12 protein-coding genes are annotated in these 16,306 nt (G+C 60.5%); 5 read left to right on the forward strand and 7 right to left on the reverse strand.

From position 1 onward, the window contains the following. Positions 1 to 91: 91 nt before the first annotated feature. The 3 genes from IPM54_32995 (at position 92) to IPM54_33005 (ending at position 4,099) form a co-directional block, all read left to right on the forward strand. Positions 92 to 427, forward strand: coding sequence for a hypothetical protein (locus tag IPM54_32995; protein ID MBK9264591.1), 336 nt, complete (start codon positions 92 to 94; stop codon positions 425 to 427). A 63-nt stretch (positions 428 to 490) separates the two neighbouring features. Next, entirely contained in the window at positions 491 to 1,744 is a 1,254-nt protein-coding gene (locus IPM54_33000) for a saccharopine dehydrogenase NADP-binding domain-containing protein (protein MBK9264592.1), read from the forward strand. Between the two features lie 300 nt (positions 1,745 to 2,044). Continuing rightward, the gene (locus tag IPM54_33005; protein MBK9264593.1) at positions 2,045 to 4,099 is read left to right on the forward strand and encodes an OmpA family protein; all 2,055 of its coding nucleotides are present in this window, start codon (positions 2,045 to 2,047) and stop codon (positions 4,097 to 4,099) included. An 87-nt stretch (positions 4,100 to 4,186) separates the two neighbouring features. Here the strand turns inward: IPM54_33005 and IPM54_33010 are convergent, their stop codons facing one another. From IPM54_33010 to IPM54_33025, 4 genes are all read right to left on the reverse strand, one after another. Further along, a complete protein-coding gene (locus IPM54_33010) occupies positions 4,187 to 4,993 on the reverse strand; it encodes a hypothetical protein (GenBank protein MBK9264594.1) in 807 nt (268 codons plus the stop codon). Positions 4,994 to 5,051: 58 nt separating this feature from the next. Beyond that, positions 5,052 to 5,816, reverse strand: coding sequence for a GNAT family N-acetyltransferase (locus IPM54_33015; protein ID MBK9264595.1), 765 nt, complete (start codon positions 5,814 to 5,816; stop codon positions 5,052 to 5,054). Positions 5,817 to 5,833: 17 nt separating this feature from the next. After that, a complete protein-coding gene (locus IPM54_33020) occupies positions 5,834 to 6,781 on the reverse strand; it encodes a hypothetical protein (GenBank protein MBK9264596.1) in 948 nt (315 codons plus the stop codon). A 76-nt stretch (positions 6,782 to 6,857) separates the two neighbouring features. Then, entirely contained in the window at positions 6,858 to 8,900 is a 2,043-nt protein-coding gene (locus tag IPM54_33025) for a cation:proton antiporter (GenBank protein ID MBK9264597.1), read from the reverse strand. 119 nt (positions 8,901 to 9,019) lie between these two features. On the opposite strand from IPM54_33025, the gene IPM54_33030 reads away from it, so the two are divergent. Then, positions 9,020 to 10,171 carry a dipeptide epimerase gene (locus IPM54_33030; GenBank protein ID MBK9264598.1) on the forward strand — a complete coding sequence of 384 codons (1,152 nt, stop codon included), beginning with the start codon at positions 9,020 to 9,022 and terminating at the stop codon, positions 10,169 to 10,171. A gap of 204 nt (positions 10,172 to 10,375) precedes the next feature. Here the strand turns inward: IPM54_33030 and IPM54_33035 are convergent, their stop codons facing one another. Continuing rightward, positions 10,376 to 11,560 (reverse strand): FAD-binding oxidoreductase, encoded by a 1,185-nt coding sequence (locus IPM54_33035; protein MBK9264599.1) that lies wholly within the window; start codon positions 11,558 to 11,560, stop codon positions 10,376 to 10,378. A 96-nt stretch (positions 11,561 to 11,656) separates the two neighbouring features. Here IPM54_33035 and IPM54_33040 point away from each other — a divergent pair, with 96 nt between their 5' ends. Beyond that, positions 11,657 to 13,183: a DUF533 domain-containing protein gene (locus tag IPM54_33040; GenBank protein MBK9264600.1), complete on the forward strand. Its 1,527-nt coding sequence runs from the start codon at positions 11,657 to 11,659 to the stop codon at positions 13,181 to 13,183. A 177-nt stretch (positions 13,184 to 13,360) separates the two neighbouring features. On the opposite strand, the gene IPM54_33045 is transcribed toward IPM54_33040, so the two are convergent. Together IPM54_33045 and IPM54_33050 are read right to left on the reverse strand one after the other, a co-directional pair. After that, the gene (locus IPM54_33045; protein ID MBK9264601.1) at positions 13,361 to 13,990 is read right to left on the reverse strand and encodes a class I SAM-dependent methyltransferase; all 630 of its coding nucleotides are present in this window, start codon (positions 13,988 to 13,990) and stop codon (positions 13,361 to 13,363) included. Beyond that, complete coding sequence (locus tag IPM54_33050; protein MBK9264602.1) at positions 13,987 to 15,585, reverse strand: lipopolysaccharide biosynthesis protein; 1,599 nt, start codon at positions 15,583 to 15,585, stop codon at positions 13,987 to 13,989. The genes IPM54_33045 and IPM54_33050 overlap by 4 nt, the downstream gene beginning before the upstream one ends. Positions 15,586 to 16,306 lie beyond the last annotated feature (721 nt).

Here is a 16,306-nt window from a genome sequence, read left to right on the forward strand (position 1 = left end):
ATTCGTGCGGCTCTTGCGCAGGTCACGAGTGCGCTCGGCCTGAACGCTGGGCGCGTTTCCTGCATTCGTGCCGAGCGGGAGGGGCGCTCGTATGTGGAGTCGTTATGTGGCCGCCGCCATGCTCGTCGCGGGAGCGGGATTGTTTGCGAGTGCTTGTGCGGTGACGGTGGATGATGGTGCAGAGGACGAGGAAGAAGTGGACGTGGGCCTTGCCGAAGAACGATTCATGTGGCGCCCGCGGATCATCCGCCCGACGCTCATCGATCCGGGATGGCGTCTCTTCCGCTGTTTGCCCGATCCTCGCAAGCGGTTCATTGGTCGCGACCCGGAGGCTTGTGCGGCCATTCGGTTCTTTTGTGCCGTAGGCGAAGAACCGTTTTTCGATCGTTGCGGGTGCGGATGCGTGCTGAGTTCTCCGGCACAATAGCCTATGGACAAACGCTTGGGCGGGGGGTATAGCGTCGGGCCTTCTCGTAACGAGTGAGAACCGATGCAGACCAAAAGCGATCAAGCAAGCCGCGAATTCGATGTGGTCATCTGGGGCGCGACGGGATTCGTCGGTCGCCTGATCGCCGAATACATGGCGCGCTCGAACTTCCCCGTGCGTTGGGCGATGGCGGGACGTAGCCACGACAAACTCGAACGCGTGCGCAAGGAAATCGCGGCAGAATTTCCTGCCGCCGCGGACGTGCCGCTGCTCGAGGCCAACGCCGACGATGAAGCGTCGCTCGAAGCGCTTGCGTCGAAGACGAAAGTCATTGCCACGACCGTGGGACCGTATGGTCTTTACGGCAAGAAATTGGTCGCTGCGTGTGTGCATCGAGGCACCGATTATTGTGACTTGACGGGCGAAGTGCACTTCATGCGTTGGGCCATCGACGAATTCCACGAAAAGGCCAAAGCATCGAATACGCGTATCGTTCCCGCGTGCGGTTTCGATTCGATTCCATCGGACCTTGGTGTGTTTTTCTTGGCCGATGAAGCGCGAAGGCGCGGCAAACCATTGGCCGAGGTTCGTGGGTTCGTCACGGATTCGAAGGGCGGCGTGAGCGGCGGGACAGTGGCCAGCATGCTGCTCGTCAGTGAGCTCATGATGCACGATCCTGACGCTCGGCGCCTGTTGGCTGACCCTTATGCATTGAGCCCCGATCGCGCGAGCGAACCGAATACGGACGAGGGTGATCGCATGACACCTCGATTCGATACCACGCTCGATGCGTGGGCGGCACCGTGGCTCATGGCGAGCGTCAACATGCGGGTCGTGCGCCGTTCGAATGCGCTCTTGGGTCATTCGTATGGACGCATGTTCAAATACACGGAAGAGCTTGCCATGCCCGGGGGTCGTTGGGGGTTTGTCCCGGCCGGCCTCATGACGGGAGGGATCATCCTCGGCATGTCGCTCTTGGCATTGCCGCCTGCAAGGAAACTCATTAGCGAAAAAATTGCTCCCGGCGACGGGCCGTCCAAGGAAGCGCGTGAGAATGGCCGTTTCACGCTGCGCTTCTTGGGGCGATTGGAAGGCGACGAGACGCCGACGATTGCGGTGCGCGTTTCGGGACGGGGTGATCCGGGCTATTTGGCGACGTCGCGGATGATTGGGCAATCGGCCCTTTGTTTGGCGCTCGATACGCCACAACCGGGTTTCGAAGGCGGCGTGCTCACGCCTGCAACCGCCATGGGCATGCGGCTCGTCGAGCGTCTCCGTACGGCCGAAATGACGTTCGAGGTTGAACAGGTGCGGTAGTTTGGGACACGCCGTGCCTCAGCGGTGCAAGCCATCCCGATTGCTGCTTGCTCTGTGGCGTTGCGGAAAACCGTCACGCGTTTGGCACGGATGATTTCTCACCAAAATTTGCAGCGAAGCTTCTTGCGTCTTGTGTATGACCTGGGCGAAGATGCCGCGCATGCATCGGTCCGGCCGCTGCTTCGCAAGGAAGACCGCGAGCCGGGTATCAGTGTGACTTGGGTGCTGTTTCAGGAGTGGATCGTGATTCAAATGCGTAGGGGAAAAAGCTCGTTTCATAACCGCTCGGTTCGACGCTCGATGGCGGCGACGTGCATGCTTGCGCTTGCTAGCTTGACGGCTGGCGCGTCGGCACAGGATGCACCGGTATCACCGGGGCTCGCGCTGAACCGATTCAATCCCGCGCCCGCTGGCGATCGGATGTTCGGCGTGCAGTCTCCCTACGTTGCAGGTGATCTGACACCGCACGCCTCGCTTCTGTTCGACTACGGCCGCGATCCGTTGGTGCTCAAGCAGGCGGACGGCACGCGGATCGGCGCGATCGTCAGCGACCAACTGTTTTTGCATCTGAACGCTGGCTTTGCGTTTGGACAGAAGGTGATGGTGAACGTCGCGTTCCCCGTCGCGCTCATGCAAGCTGGCGAAAGCCCGTCGGGCGGCGGCATGTCGTTCACGTCGCCGAGCTCTGCGGCGATCGGTGACTTGCGCTTCGGCGCTCGCGTGAGCTTGATCGGCACGTACTGGGATCCATTCCAGTTGGCGATCGGTGGCTACGTGTGGCTGCCGACGGGCGATGCGAGTGAAGGATCGTTCGTGGGCGAAGGCGCGCGAGCGCTTCCGCAAGTGATCGCCGGCGGTCGCGTGAAAGAAAGATTCGTGTGGTCGTTCGACTTGGGTCCCGATCTTCGTCGCGCAGTGATCTACGGCGGCCCGGACGGCGTGGCGCAAGGCACGACGCTACGCACGGGAGCAGGCGTTGGCATCCTGCTCGGTGAAGAGCGAAACTTCCAAATTGGCCCCGAGATCACGGCGGGGTTTGTCTTGGACAATGACAATGATACGCCGCTGAAGCGAGCGACGAACTTGGAAGCGATGCTCGATGCTCGTTACCGGTTCTTGGAGAATTTCGAGGCAGGTGTCGGCGTTGGTACGGGTTTGTCCGCGGGCATCGGTACGCCGCAAGTGCGCGTCGTGGGCATGATTTCGTATACGCCACAGATGAAGAAGCCCGAGCCTCCGAAGCCGAAGGATACGGATGAGGATGGGATCATCGACGATCAAGACGCTTGCAAGGAAGTCAAGGGCGTAACGAACGCCGATCCGGCGAAGAATGGCTGTCCGCCGGACAGCGACAACGATGGCATCATGGACGCGCAGGATGCGTGCCCGCAGGTGCCGGGCGTTGGGAGTGACAACCCGGCGAAGAATGGCTGCCCGCCGGATGCCGACGATGACGGCATCATCGATGCCGAAGATGCGTGCCCGCAAGTGAAGGGTGTTGCGCATCCGGACAAGGCGAAGAACGGCTGCCCGTCGGACAAGGATGAGGACGGCGTGATCGACGCGGAAGACGCGTGCGTGGACATCAAGGGCCTGAAGACGTCCGATCCGGCGACGAACGGTTGTCCGGGCGATACCGACGGCGACACGATTCGCGACGACAAGGACGCGTGTCCGAACGAGAAGGGCAAGGCCGATCCGGATCCGACGAAGAACGGTTGCCCCGTGGCCGTTCGCGTGACGGAGACGGAGGTCATCATCTTGCAGCAGGTGCAGTTCGACACCGCGAAGGCAACGATCAAGAAGGTGTCGGATCCGTTGCTCGACGAAGTCGCGGGCGTGTTGAAGGAGCACCCGGAGATCAAGAAGCTCGAGGTGCAAGGGCACACGGACAACAAGGGCTCCGCGTTCCTCAACAAGCGGCTCTCGCAGTCGCGCGCCGACAGCGTGAAGAAGGCGCTCGTGAGCCGCGGCATCGAAGCAGATCGGCTCGTGACGCAAGGGTACGGTCCTGACAAACCGATCGGCGACAACACGACGGAAGAGGGTCGTCAGCAGAACCGCCGCGTGCAGTTCGTGATCGTGGAGAAGGTCCCGAAGGGCTCGGTCACCGCACCGACGTCTGCTGCGCCTGCACCCGCGACGCCCGCTCCAGCGAAGCCTGGCGATACCGCTCCGGCGACGCCCGCTCCGGCGACGCCCGCTCCGGCCAAGATTCCGGTGCCCGCGAAGGCTCCTGCGCCCGCCAAGGCAGCGCCCGCGCCCGCGAAGGCTCCCGCGCCCGCCAAGGCAGCGCCCGCGCCCGCCAAGGCAGCGCCTGCGCCCGCCAAGGCACCCACGCCGCCGAAGAAGTGACGTCTCGAGTTGCCGACGACGTAACGCTCGTCGGCAACGCACGCTTCCAGTTGCTGCGCCGCATGCGAGTGCGGTGCAGCAAGCTTGTCAGAAGCCCTGCCGAAACGCTCCTCCCACCACCAAGCTCGCGCCGAACGATTCGCGAAAGTCGGTGACTCGGTACCCCGACAAACAGCCATCGCAGCGCATTCGATCGGGCGCCCATGCGCGCACCACGAACCACGGAACGATTCCGATGAGCACGTAGCCCGAATCGAACGGTGCGCCGATCGCTACACTCGGCAGAAAACGAACCTCGCGCCGAGTCACTTGCGCATGTTGCGGAGCACCGTCCGTGATGAGCGCATCTTCTGGGCGAGGCGGCAGATTGAGCACGAAGGCGTGCGCTTCGCTTCCATACGTTGCGTAAAGGTTTGTCATGACGAGCAGCGATCGAGCTCGTCGGCTGATGTCGATACCTGCTCGCAACCACGGACCTTCGCGATCGAAAAACGGTTGAAGACCTCCGGCGAACGCAATCGCTACCGACACTGCATCTCGTCGTCGTTCGGCTAGCAAACCGAAGCGCGTTTCACCTGCAAGTCGCAACGGTGATGCAATCGCTGCGACTTCCAACCGTTCTGTCAAGCCAAACCTACCGGTGACTTCCGGTATGAACGTTGGCATCGGCCCACCGGCTTCTTCTACGTTTCCGCCCGCGCCGCGGAACGTGCTTTCCTTGCCCGCAGGATCGAGCACGCGAGCTTCGTTTGCGCTGAGCGCCAAGAGTGACGCGTTCGCTTCGACGGCAAAGCGTTTGGCTGGCGCCGTATCTGCTGGCCGCGGATACACCGAGCTCGTGCAAGCCGTCAAAAGCGACGCAAGCAGCGCAAAGAGCGCTCGCACGTGAATCATGAAGCGGGAATTTTGCCGCGCATGTGCATGACCTCGAAGAGCACTTTCCCGCCCGCATTTACGAAGAGTCGTTTGAGACCCGCATCATTTTCCACGAAGATGTTGATGTAGTCGAACGTTGGCAGGGCATGCGGGCGAGCTGCATCGAGCAGCACGCGAGCGAGGTCTGGTCGGGCGACGCGAATGGGAAACAGCCTGGGAATTGCGGCTGAAAGCAAGTGAATCCGATGCCGTAGTCGTCGGGGTTCATTGGATCTTCCAGGCGCATGAGGATCCAGCCATTTTGCAGGCGCACATTTGCGATTCTATTTTTCAACAAATTGAAGGCTCGCTCGACGAGTTCATCTTCCCGCCTTTCGATGAGGCGTGCTGAATACCCTGCCTCGCTGGGAAGGTGCTCCACGACGTCCCACGCAAGCCGCATGGACGCCGAATCATATTCCTTTTCGAATCCTATCGATGAATAAAGTCGTATTGCCGGGACGTTGTCCACTTTCACGTTGAGCACCCAATCGGTGCAACCAGCAGCGCGCATGCGCCTGGCAATCTCGCGCATGATGAAACGCCCTACGCCTCGTCCGCGAGCGTTTTTCGCGACGACCACGTGTCGTACATAAGCGACGTCGCCCATCGGGACAATCCAAGCGTATCCGACGACGACTCCATTTTCCTCGAAAAGGAGCGTCCCAGGCATCAATTCCGCGGACCAGCGAGCAGGTTCCAGAATAGGGTCGTCCACGCCCAGCTCGGGGAGCATGGCCGCGTAATGCCCGTGGTCCGAAATGGTTGCTGCGCGTGCCGAGATCGATGAAGTTGCGTCCATGTTCATCCCATTTCCAGTCAGCGTGCATTCCTCGCAAAGGGGCCGAGCAGCCGCTTCAGTGTTTCGTAATGGCCGAGCGACTCGTCGTAGCCCGATTTTCCTCGAACGGCGAGCGAGTGTTTGATTCGGCTCCATTGCGTTGCGAATTCCCGCAGCCGCGTCAGCTCCGCTTCTTCGCGCTGCCTCGAAAACACTTCACGACCATGCGCGATGTCCTTTTCGATGCAATCGAACGTGAACACCGGCGCGTCGTGACCATAATGCGCTTGATACCAATGTTCGAGCGCACCTTGCCACGGTTCGAGGTAATTGCAGTAGCCCGTGTCCGGATCCATATTTCCCACGGGTGACGACCAATCCAGGTGAATGTCGTCGAGCTTCACTGGGCGATCGTCCTCGGGTCCGCGCAAATCGCCTTTACCGACGCAGAAATGCACGGCCACTTTCATGGGCATGTCCACTTCGCGCCATGTATCGGCATCCGGAGGTTCGGCACGGGGATCGAGCATTCCGTGCAGCAGCAAATGGGCAGGCTTCATTTGATGATCGAGCGCGCCGATGTAGGTGTCTCGTGCAACGCGATTGCCGTGCCTGCCCGATGACAATCCATCCAAACGAAAACGCATGGCCGCAGGATTCCAATAGGCGACTTTGATGCCTGCGCTGCCTCCCCACCATTGATTACGAATCCAGCGAATTTGCTTCCACGTTTCGCCCGTTTCGTCGATACCGTCGATGCGATCGTAAAGCTGTACGAGCAAATTCACGGCCATGAGGCCCAAGTTATCGAGCGCTTCCCAGGGCGTTTTCGGAGCTGGGTCGCGAAAACCGAACATCAAGTTGTCCTGCGCTCCAGGCGTTCCGGAAACTCGATCGAGGAACGACCGAATGATCGTTTCGCGTAGCGGTTTGGGCAGATGCGCATAAGCCGAGCCGTCGGGTGGGGGATGGTTCGACGCAGCCATGGTATGGATATTATACGAAGATCATCCAATTTGTCCGTGGAAAATCGTCAGGCGAGCTTCATGCGCGGAGCACCTATCAATCGGCCACGGCTTCTGCTGCCTCGGCACCTTCCGCCGGAGCCGCTTTTCGCGTGAGCAGATCCACCGCCTGCTTGACGCCATCCGTCGTGCCCGCCAGGTACACGACATCGCCCGTGACAAACGGATTGTTCGGATCGAACTGGTCGAGCAGCTTGCCGTCGCGACGAATCGCAATGATGAGCGCTCCTGTCGTGCGTCGCACGTCGAGCGCGGCTGCCGAGTGTCCTGCCGCAGGACTCGTGGGCGTCACGAGCGCGCTGTCGATTTTCAAATCGGCCAAGCCTCCCTGCTCCTCCAAAGATCGACGTGGAATCTTCATCGTACGTTCGGTCGTCTGCGTCGACGCACGCGCTTCATCGATGCGGTCCTCGATGATGTTTCGTGGCGCATCGAGCCATCGCAAGAGCCGAGCGAGAATCTCCACGCCTCCCTCGACTTCTTCAGCGACCACATCCGTCGCGCCCATGTCGAGCAATTGTTGTTTTTCGAGCAGATACCGCGCGCGCATGAGGATCCGCACGCCGGGCGCGACGCGTTTGGCCGTATCCACGACGCGTTTGGCTGCATCGGGATCATTCATCAGCAAAAGCAGCGCTCGTGCCTTTTCCAAATGGGCGTGGCCGAGCGCCTCTTCGCTCGTAGCATCGCCATAATAGACGCGTTCTCCGGCAGCTCGCGCCTTGCGCACCGTGTCTGCATTCAATTCCAGCACGACAAAAGGAATGTCGCAGGCCGCAAGAGCTCGCCCAACGAGCTTTCCGGCAACACCGAATCCCACAATCACCACATGATCTGAAAGCCCATGCTCTTCGCCGCCATCGGCTTCGTCGATGCTGCGAGCGCCAATCAGCTTTTCGAGCGGCGCAAGCAATCGTTGTCCTGCCGTCAGGTGCGGCGCGACGCGAACGAATACCGGCGTGAGGAACATGCTCACGATACCCGCAGCCAGCAGCGGCTTCGTCGCCTCCGCATCGATGACCCCAGTGGATTCACCGAGTCGGCACAAGACGAACCCGAATTCGCCGAATTGCGCCAGCCCAACGCCTGCCAGCCACGCGACGCGCGCCGGAAACCGCATTGCAAATGCCGCCAGCGTCGCGAGAAACCCCTTGGCGACGAAAAATCCCACCAGGAGTAGCGCCACGAGCAGTGGTTTTTCCGCGACCACTCGAATGTCGAAGAGCATCCCGAGCGACACGAAAAACAGGCTCACGAATGCGTCTCGCAAGGGAAGCATGTCCCCCATTGCACGATGCCCGTAATCGGTATCGGCGACGATCATTCCGCCAAGAAATGCTCCGAGCGCAAGCGACAACCCCGCTTTTGCCGTGAGCCATGCGGTGCCAATGCACAGCGCCAAAACTGCCAACAAAAATACTTCACGACTGCGACTCGCCGCCACCCATCCGAGCGCTCGCGGGACGATGAGGCGCGCAACCAAAATCGTGATAATCACGACTGCCGTGGCTTTCCCCAGCGCGAGACCAATGAGTGACGCGGAATCAGCGCCTCCCGACACTGCTTTTCCGAGCATGGGCACGATGAGCACCATGGGCACGACGCATAGATCCTGAAAAATCAAGGTACCCACGATGAACCGGCCATGTGGAGCGTCGAGCTCGCGCCGTTCGGCCAGCGCGCGCAGTACGATCGCCGTGCTCGAAAGCGTAAAGACGAACCCATAAAAAATGCACCGGCCCATGGGTTCGCCCAATTCGTACGCGACGAACGCCGTAACCGCAGTCGTCAGACCCACTTGAATGAATCCGCCCAGCGCAACCTGCCGAAAAATGCTTTTCAGCCGGCTCAGCGAAAATTCCAAGCCGATGGTGAAGAGCAGCAAAACAACGCCGATTTCCGCCAAGATCTCGATCGAATGAATCGAGTGGACCAGCTTGAACCCGAAGGGCCCAACGAGTGCGCCGGAAAACAAGAGCCCCGCCACCGTGGGCAGCCGCAATCGCGATAAAATGACGGTAACGAGAACTCCGAGCGCTGCAATGATGGCGATCTCGTCGAGCAGCGGGATTTCACCCAAGCGTACCTCCCGTTCGTCAGTGACGAAGCCAAACCTGTGTACACCAGTGATGACGCCGGTGTCAACCGTCCACCGTGTTCATTTGCGTGCTCGTAGGCATGCGCTATCTTCGCGCGCGCATGGTTTACTCGAGTCACCACATTGCCGACGTCGAAATTGTCCCTCTATCGGTGCCGCTGTGCGAGCCGTTCGTGATCGCGACGGGGCGTGTGGACGTGACGCGCGCCGCGCAAGTGAAGGTGACGCTCGTGGATGAGCGGACAGGACAAACTGGATGGGGCCTCGGAGAAGGCGCGGCGCTCTGGCCCGTGACGAACGAGGATCAGCCGCATGTTTTGGAGGCGCTCGGTAAAGCGTGCAGTCGTCTGCCCGGGGAGCGGTTCGGACTTCCAAACATCGATGGCAACGCTGCGCTCGATTTGCAGCCGCTTGCCGATTTGACGGCGCTGCTCGATGAGGCGTTCCCGGCGTCGCCGGTTGCTCGAGCGGCATTCGAAACGGCCGTGTGTGATGCGTGGGCGCGCCTCCTGGGTTTGCCTTTGCGAACGCTCTTGGGTGGAATCATTGGAAAATCGACGCGGAGGCTGGAAACCGACATGACGATTCCCATTGCCGAGCCATTCCGCATGGCCGAACGCGCTCGCGCTTGGGCCGATCAGGGTTTTACGCATTTCAAAATCAAAGTGGGGAAAGATTTGGATTCGGACGTGGCAGCGCTTCACGCGATATTCGATGCGGTGCCCAAGGCGCGATTTCGCATCGATGCCAATGCGGGGTTTTCCGCGGCCGAAGCCATCGCTCTCGTGCGGGCCATCGAGGCGCAGAAGATGATCGTCGAATGTTACGAGCAACCTTGTGCAGCCGATGATCTGGAAGCGATGGCTCATGTGACGGCAGCGCTCGACATACCCATCATTGCGGATGAATCGGTCAAGAGCGTGGCGGACCTCGAGCGCGTCGTCGATGCTCGGGCCGCCAATGGAGTGAACCTGAAGCTCGTAAAATCAGGCGGGCCGCTTGGGTGTCTAGCGATTGGTCGAGCCGCAAAAGCGCGAGGAATGCCGCTGATGATTGGCGGCATGGTGGAGACGCGTCTTGGGATGACCGCCGCGGCGCACGTTGCCGCGGCGCTGGGAGGTGTCGAATTCGTGGATTTGGATACTGCGTGGTTATTGGCGGCTGATCCTTACGAAGGGCGGGGGTATTTGGCGGAGGGACCGCGGTACGAATTGCCGGACGAACCGGGGCTTGGACTGAATGAGGCGAGATGACGGGCCAGAGCGCCGATCAGGTTGAATCCAGGCCAGTATTTGCATGCTCGCTTCGCGCGCGTGGGACGCGCGCTCGCGAGAGTCTTGTTTACGATGGGGGGGCCGAGGCTCGCCTCCCGGTGTTTTTGCGCTGCGCACAAAAACACGGCGAGGCTCGGCCCCCCCATACCCCCCGAATTTGCCTCAATCCAGATGAGTGGCGCACTAAAGTCTATCAGAAGCCTCGATCAAATCTCCCTCGACAAACCTGCTCGGACGAAGCGCAGACGTGTCGAGCGTCGATGTTTTCCCGTCCACGATCATTTCTGCAAGCAACTTTCCGAGCGCTGGGGCATGCATGACACCGTGCCCGGACGAACCATTGACCAAGTACAAGTTCTGACACCCAGGCGCCGGCCCTAAAATGGCATGTTTGTCGGGGCTCATTTCGTAAAGACCCGCCCATGAACGCGCGGAATCGATACGGACGCCGGCCAGGCAAGGAATTCGCTCCGGTGCGATTTCTGCAATTCGTTCGAGCCAGTCCGGATCGACGTCCGTGCAAAATGGATCGCCTGTTCGTCCTGGCGTGGGCCACAGCAACATCACACGCCCGTCGCGCACTCGCAGGTGAAACCCGTCGTTCATGAATATCGTGAGCGGCATGTCGTCCGGCAATCGATTGCATGGTTCCGTGAGCGCCACTTGCCTGCGGAGCGGCACCACGGGAAGGTCGACGTCCGCGAATTTTGCAATGCTCTGCGCCCACGCTCCGCCCGCATCGACCACGGCATTGGCTTGGATGACGCGACCGTCATGTGCGAGAAGGGTGTGAATTTTACCGTCCACAGATCGATCGAATCCCGCAATGGTCACATCGGGTAAAAATTTCACGCCGAGCCGTTTGGCTGCTTCGACATATCCGCGCAAAATGTCGAGCGGCCTGATGAATCCATCCGTTTGGCAAAACGCACCTCCAACGATAGTACGCCGGTGAACGAACGGGTTTTTCTCATGTACTTCTTTTGAATTCAGCAGGATCGCTTCGTCGAGGCCGCACGTTTTTTGCAGAGCGTTTGCACGAGCCAAGTCGTCGAATTCCTCCGAAGTCGTAGCAATCCACAAATATCCCACGGGTCGATAGCCGGGATCGACACCGGTTTCATCGGAAAAACGGCGCAAAGCTTCACGAGCGACGAGCGATAGCCGAATATTGATTTCGGTGCTGTATTGTGCGCGATATCCACCCGTGGCGCGGCCCGTACTTCCGAGGCCCGGGGATGCTTCGCGGTCGACGACCAAAATCGATCCAGCTCGTCGTCGAGCGAGGTGGTATGCGACGCTTGCACCGATGACTCCCGCGCCGATGACGACGACATCGGCACGTTCTACGAAAGGCGGCTCGATCACGGCGGCACCGTAGCGAACCACGCCGTTTCGTGCAAGTCGACCCGAGCATGATTCCGAGCTTGAAAAACGCTGGCGACTTCTGCGAACATGGAGAGCATGTTCGACGCGCAGCGGATCTTGGGAGCTTTGGTTTCGGACGGTCTTGGCGGAGGAGGCGTTCGCCATTCGCGAGGTCGTCGTGATCGTGACGAAGGATTTTTCAATCGCGATCGTAATGACTATCGTCGTAATGACGACGGCATCTTGGATGGCGTTGGGGTTGGTACGGCCGTTGCCGGGGCGGCGGGGCTTGCCGCTGCCGGCGGTCTTGCGTACATGGCCTATAAGCACTTTTCGCAACCATCGGCGCCAGCCGTGCCTGGAGCGCCTGGGGCGCCCGGAATGCCTGGAGCGCCAGCGCAACCGGGATTTTTCAATCAGCTCTTGGGGAGTTCGTCGGGGCCGATTCCTCCTGGGGGCGCGCCCGCAATGGGCGCAGGACCGGGATATCCGGGTGCCGCCATGCCAGGAGCGCCGCCTGCCGGCGGTGTGTCCAATTATGGCGTTCCGACGTGGCATAACGATCCGTCGACGTGGGGTTCGAGTGCTCCGGCACCGCAGCAGCAATGGGGAGGCGCGCCAAACCCGTCACCACAACAATGGGGCGCCGCGCCAACGGCTGCACCGCCGCAAGCAGCGCCACCGCAGCAGCAATGGGGAGGCCCCGCGACGCCGCCGCCAACGCAATGGGGCGCCGCGCCAACGGCTGCCCCGCCGCAAGCAGCGCCACCGCAACAGCAATGGGGAGGCCCCGCGACGCCGCCGCCAACGCAATGGGGCGGCGCGCCGACGGCTGCACCGCCGCACGCTGCGCCAGCGCAACAGCAATGGGGCGGCCCCGCAACGCCGCCGCCAACGCAATGGGGCGCCGCGCCGACGGCTGCACCGCCGCAAGCTGCGCCACCGCAGCAGCAATGGGGAGGCCCCGCGACGCCGCCGCCAACGCAATGGGGTGCTCCGACAAACTCGGCTCCCGCCGGTCCTATGCCGCCTTCTGCGCAGCCGGCGGCGCCGCAATACCTTCCGCAACAATCTCCGGCGGCGCCTCCTCCGCAATGGAACGCCGCGCCAAACCCTCCAGCGCCCGCGCCCATGGTCGCTGCGCCCGCACCTCTTGCCGCGCCAAACCCACCCGCGCCTATCGCCGCCGAGCCGCCGGTCGCACCAGCAACTCCGCCACCGCAGCCGCCGCAACCTCCCGCAACGGCCGCGCCGTCACCGGAAGCGCAAGCCGATGCGCTCTTGCTCATCCGTGCGATGATTACCGCCGCATTCATCGATGGCCAAATCGACCCCGAGGAACGCGCGCGCATCATGAGTCGCCTTGCCGCCGCAGGCCTTGGTCCGGAAGATCAAGCCGCACTCGCCCGCGAATTCGATGCGCCACAGCCGCCGTTTGCCCTCGTCGGGCAAATTCGTTCAACCCAAATCGCCGAACAGTTTTACCTCGTGTCGATTCTCGGTGCAGGCACGGAAACCGAAGCCGAGCGCGCATATCTCAAAGGGCTCCCTCCCATGCTCGGATTGAAGCCGGATGATGTCGCGCGTTTGCACCAGAGCCTTGGGATTCCCCCAATTCCATAACAAACCTGACTCGACCTCGGGGACGTTTGATTTCTCGGCGCTCGTGGGGGGCCCCGCTGTTTGAGCGCGCGCAGCGCGCGAGCTCGGGGGGCACCGCGAGTGCCGAGAAATCAAATGTCTCCGAGGTGGCCAACAAATAACGCAGAGAGGGACACCCCGTCCGCTCACCCCCTCCGCTTACCGCACCTGCAAACGAGCCCGCACGATCATGCTCTTCCACAAATAGGGAAGGCGCCCCGCCCCGCGAAAATCGGTCACTTTGAAGTCGAATTCTTCGAGCAACGTCGTCAGCGTCTGGCGCGACCAAAACTTGATGTGCCCGCCATCCCAAAGCGCCGTGTAATGGTGATCCATCTTGTTCGCCAGTGCCATCGCTACATTCTTCAAATACCCGTGATATGGCGTCGACAGAATCACGTCGCCCCGTTTCGCCTCCAAGGTTTTTTGCACCAAACGCATGTAAGCCCGTGGCGCATAAAGATGCTCGATGACCTCCGTCGATACGACGATATCAAAAGGTTTGTCCCCGAGCTCGGCAGGCAATTTGTCTTGGGATACGTCGTGCACGAAGAATCTGCCCGGGTTTTTTCGATTTGCGATTTCGACGCCCGTATGCGACGCATCCACCCCCATCACGTCGAATCCATCGGCAATCAAAAGATTCGCTATTTCCCCATTGCCGCAACCCATGTCCAAAATTCGTTTGCTCTTGTCGTACCGCAACATGTGGCGCAGCACCGGATAGATGTATCCCGTCGATTGCACGGACCTGTCGTTCCACCCGTAATCCTGATATCCGCCGCTCATGAGCTCGTTTCCTTTCCCGCTATTCGACGGAAGGGAAGTCGGTGCCGAATTTTGTCGAGCATCCGCAAACATAACGCCCGCTCTTCAGGCAAAAGCGAAATCCACAAAAGGGGTAGGGCCATCACCAAAAATACGACGGGCGTCACGAGCGCTCGCGCCGCACCCGCAGGCAATACCACATACGCGCCTGCACTCATGAGCGCCGGGGCCACGAGGCCCAGCCCGATCGCCAAAAACACTTCGCGGACAAACCCCAGCGGTTTGTCACCGAGCGCAATGCATGCCGCTCGAGGAATCGCCCACACTGCAATCACACAATCCGCCACGAGCATCGAAACCGCGGCTCCTCGAATTCCCATCGACGGCACGAGAAGCACACATAAACTCATGGAAATAAACGCATTTATCGCAAGCAGCCACACGAGGCGCCCTTGGCGATTGGTCGCCATCAGCACCGTCCAGCCCGCATACCAAACGCCCCACAAGATCGTTTGCAGAATGAAGATGCCTAGAATGACCGCATCGAGCGACAATTCGCGCATCGTCCACGCCTGGTACACCCAAGCGCTCATCGGGAAAAACGCCAAAAGCGGAATGCCCGCCATGAATGCCACGAGTTTCGCTGCGGTCCGATGCAATCGAATGATGCGCTCTTTGTCCCCAAGCGCCTCCAGCGACGTGAGCTCGGGCCAAATCGCCGATGCAAGCTGCGTCGCCACGATCTTCCCCATGCTCGCAATCGTCCGATGCGTGGCGAGTTGCGCTACGGCAATGCCACCAAGCGCTCCTTGAATGATCATCAGATTCCCTTGGTTTGCCAAGTAATCCGCGAGAGCCGCCAGCAAAAAGAGCGCGCCCGACGGAAGCATCGCCAGGCCGTCTCGAGCATTGCCCCCGAGCGGGCGCAGGGAAAACCACGAAAAACGCCGGTGAAGATCGCGAATCACCAGACTGTAGAGCACCAGCACCATAAGCACGCGGCCCACGGCCACGGCCCAAAATGGCGCTCGGCAAAGCATCAATACCGAAAGCAAAACCACTTCGATGACGCGTTTAATCGTAAAAATCACGGCCGCTCGAGGGAGCTGCTGCGCCGCACGATACGTGCTGCTCACCACGCCGAATGGCACGTTCAAAAGCAGCTCGGCACCAAAAATGATGACCGTGAGATACGTTTCGAGCGTCGTGGCCGTGCGAATTCCAAGCCACGATTGCAGGGGCAAAAAGTAAAATGCCACTGCACCGATGGTCCACACCACGATCGCCAAAGGACCTTGGATGCGCAGCGCGCTGTGCAGCTCGTGCAGCATCTCGTCCGTCTTGCCACGCGCATAATGCGCGTTCATTTTGTTGACGACGTGCGTTTGAACGCCCAAATCCGTCAAATTCAAAAACATCACGAGCGCTGATATCGACAGCCATTCCCCCCAGCGCTCTTTTTGCCACGTCGCCATGCCAATGGGCACGACGATGATTTGTCCCAGAATGTGAATGACCGCGCCGAGCGACAAGGCAATCGTGCTCGCCAATACGCGATCGGCAAGGCCGCTTGTTTTTGCGCGAGATTCGTTCGGGGTGACTGCAGCTTCCGACATGACGCTCACGAAGCTTTGGAAACCGCCTTCGCGGCCCGGACGAACCCTTCGGCGGTGTGCGGAATGTCCCACGCTCCGATGTGTTTACGCGATGCGGCTGCTTTGCGGGACAAAAGGTCTTTGTCGTCGAGCGCCGCGTCGAGGACCCCCGCGAGCGCTTGCACGTTTCCCGCGGGGAAAACCCACCCATTGTCGGGTAAAACCAAATCCGGTACGGCCCCGACTTGATCGGATGCAACGATGGGCAGCCCGAGACACATCGCTTCGTTGATGGCCAAACCCCACGGCTCGTAATGCGACGGCAGCACGAAGAGATCCCCCACGGCATATGCTGCCGGCATACGCTGTTGATTGACGAACCCCAAAAAATGCACCCGCGAAGGCGCAAGGCGCTCGGCGAGCTCCTTGTATCGATCGCGCTCGGGCCCATCACCCACGATGACGAGATGCGCGTTTTTCCGCGGACGCGCACCGAAAGCTCGGATCAAGTCCGCACAACCTTTGTGCGGCAAGAGTTTGGCAGCAAAAACCACGGCCACATCCGTTTCGGCAATGCCGAGCTGCGATCGGATGGCTCGAGCCTCCTGCCGCGCGTCCGCTTCGCGACCGTGGAAAAACGCATTGTCTACGGTAAATGGTGCGTGAAAAATGCGATCCTCGGGAACTCCGTAATGCGCATAATACCGAGCATTCAGCGCTCCAGAGGCGAGGGCTCCGGCAA

It is taken from the genome of Polyangiaceae bacterium, assembly GCA_016715885.1.
GTDB lineage: Bacteria > Myxococcota_A > Polyangia > Polyangiales > Polyangiaceae > Polyangium.

What these genes read in the sequence shown, in the direction of transcription:
- IPM54_32995 (MBK9264591.1), top strand. Translation starts at nt 92, where the DNA reads ATGTGGAGTCGTTATGTGGCCGCCGCCATGCTCGTCGCGGGAGCGGGA.
- IPM54_33000 (MBK9264592.1), top strand. Translation starts at nt 491, where the DNA reads ATGCAGACCAAAAGCGATCAAGCAAGCCGCGAATTCGATGTGGTCATC.
- IPM54_33005 (MBK9264593.1), top strand. Translation starts at nt 2,045, where the DNA reads ATGGCGGCGACGTGCATGCTTGCGCTTGCTAGCTTGACGGCTGGCGCG.
- IPM54_33010 (MBK9264594.1), bottom strand. Translation starts at nt 4,993, where the DNA reads ATGATTCACGTGCGAGCGCTCTTTGCGCTGCTTGCGTCGCTTTTGACG.
- IPM54_33015 (MBK9264595.1), bottom strand. Translation starts at nt 5,816, where the DNA reads ATGGACGCAACTTCATCGATCTCGGCACGCGCAGCAACCATTTCGGAC.
- IPM54_33020 (MBK9264596.1), bottom strand. Translation starts at nt 6,781, where the DNA reads ATGGCTGCGTCGAACCATCCCCCACCCGACGGCTCGGCTTATGCGCAT.
- IPM54_33030 (MBK9264598.1), top strand. Translation starts at nt 9,020, where the DNA reads ATGGTTTACTCGAGTCACCACATTGCCGACGTCGAAATTGTCCCTCTA.
- IPM54_33040 (MBK9264600.1), top strand. Translation starts at nt 11,657, where the DNA reads ATGTTCGACGCGCAGCGGATCTTGGGAGCTTTGGTTTCGGACGGTCTT.
- IPM54_33045 (MBK9264601.1), bottom strand. Translation starts at nt 13,990, where the DNA reads ATGAGCGGCGGATATCAGGATTACGGGTGGAACGACAGGTCCGTGCAA.
- IPM54_33050 (MBK9264602.1), bottom strand. Translation starts at nt 15,585, where the DNA reads ATGTCGGAAGCTGCAGTCACCCCGAACGAATCTCGCGCAAAAACAAGC.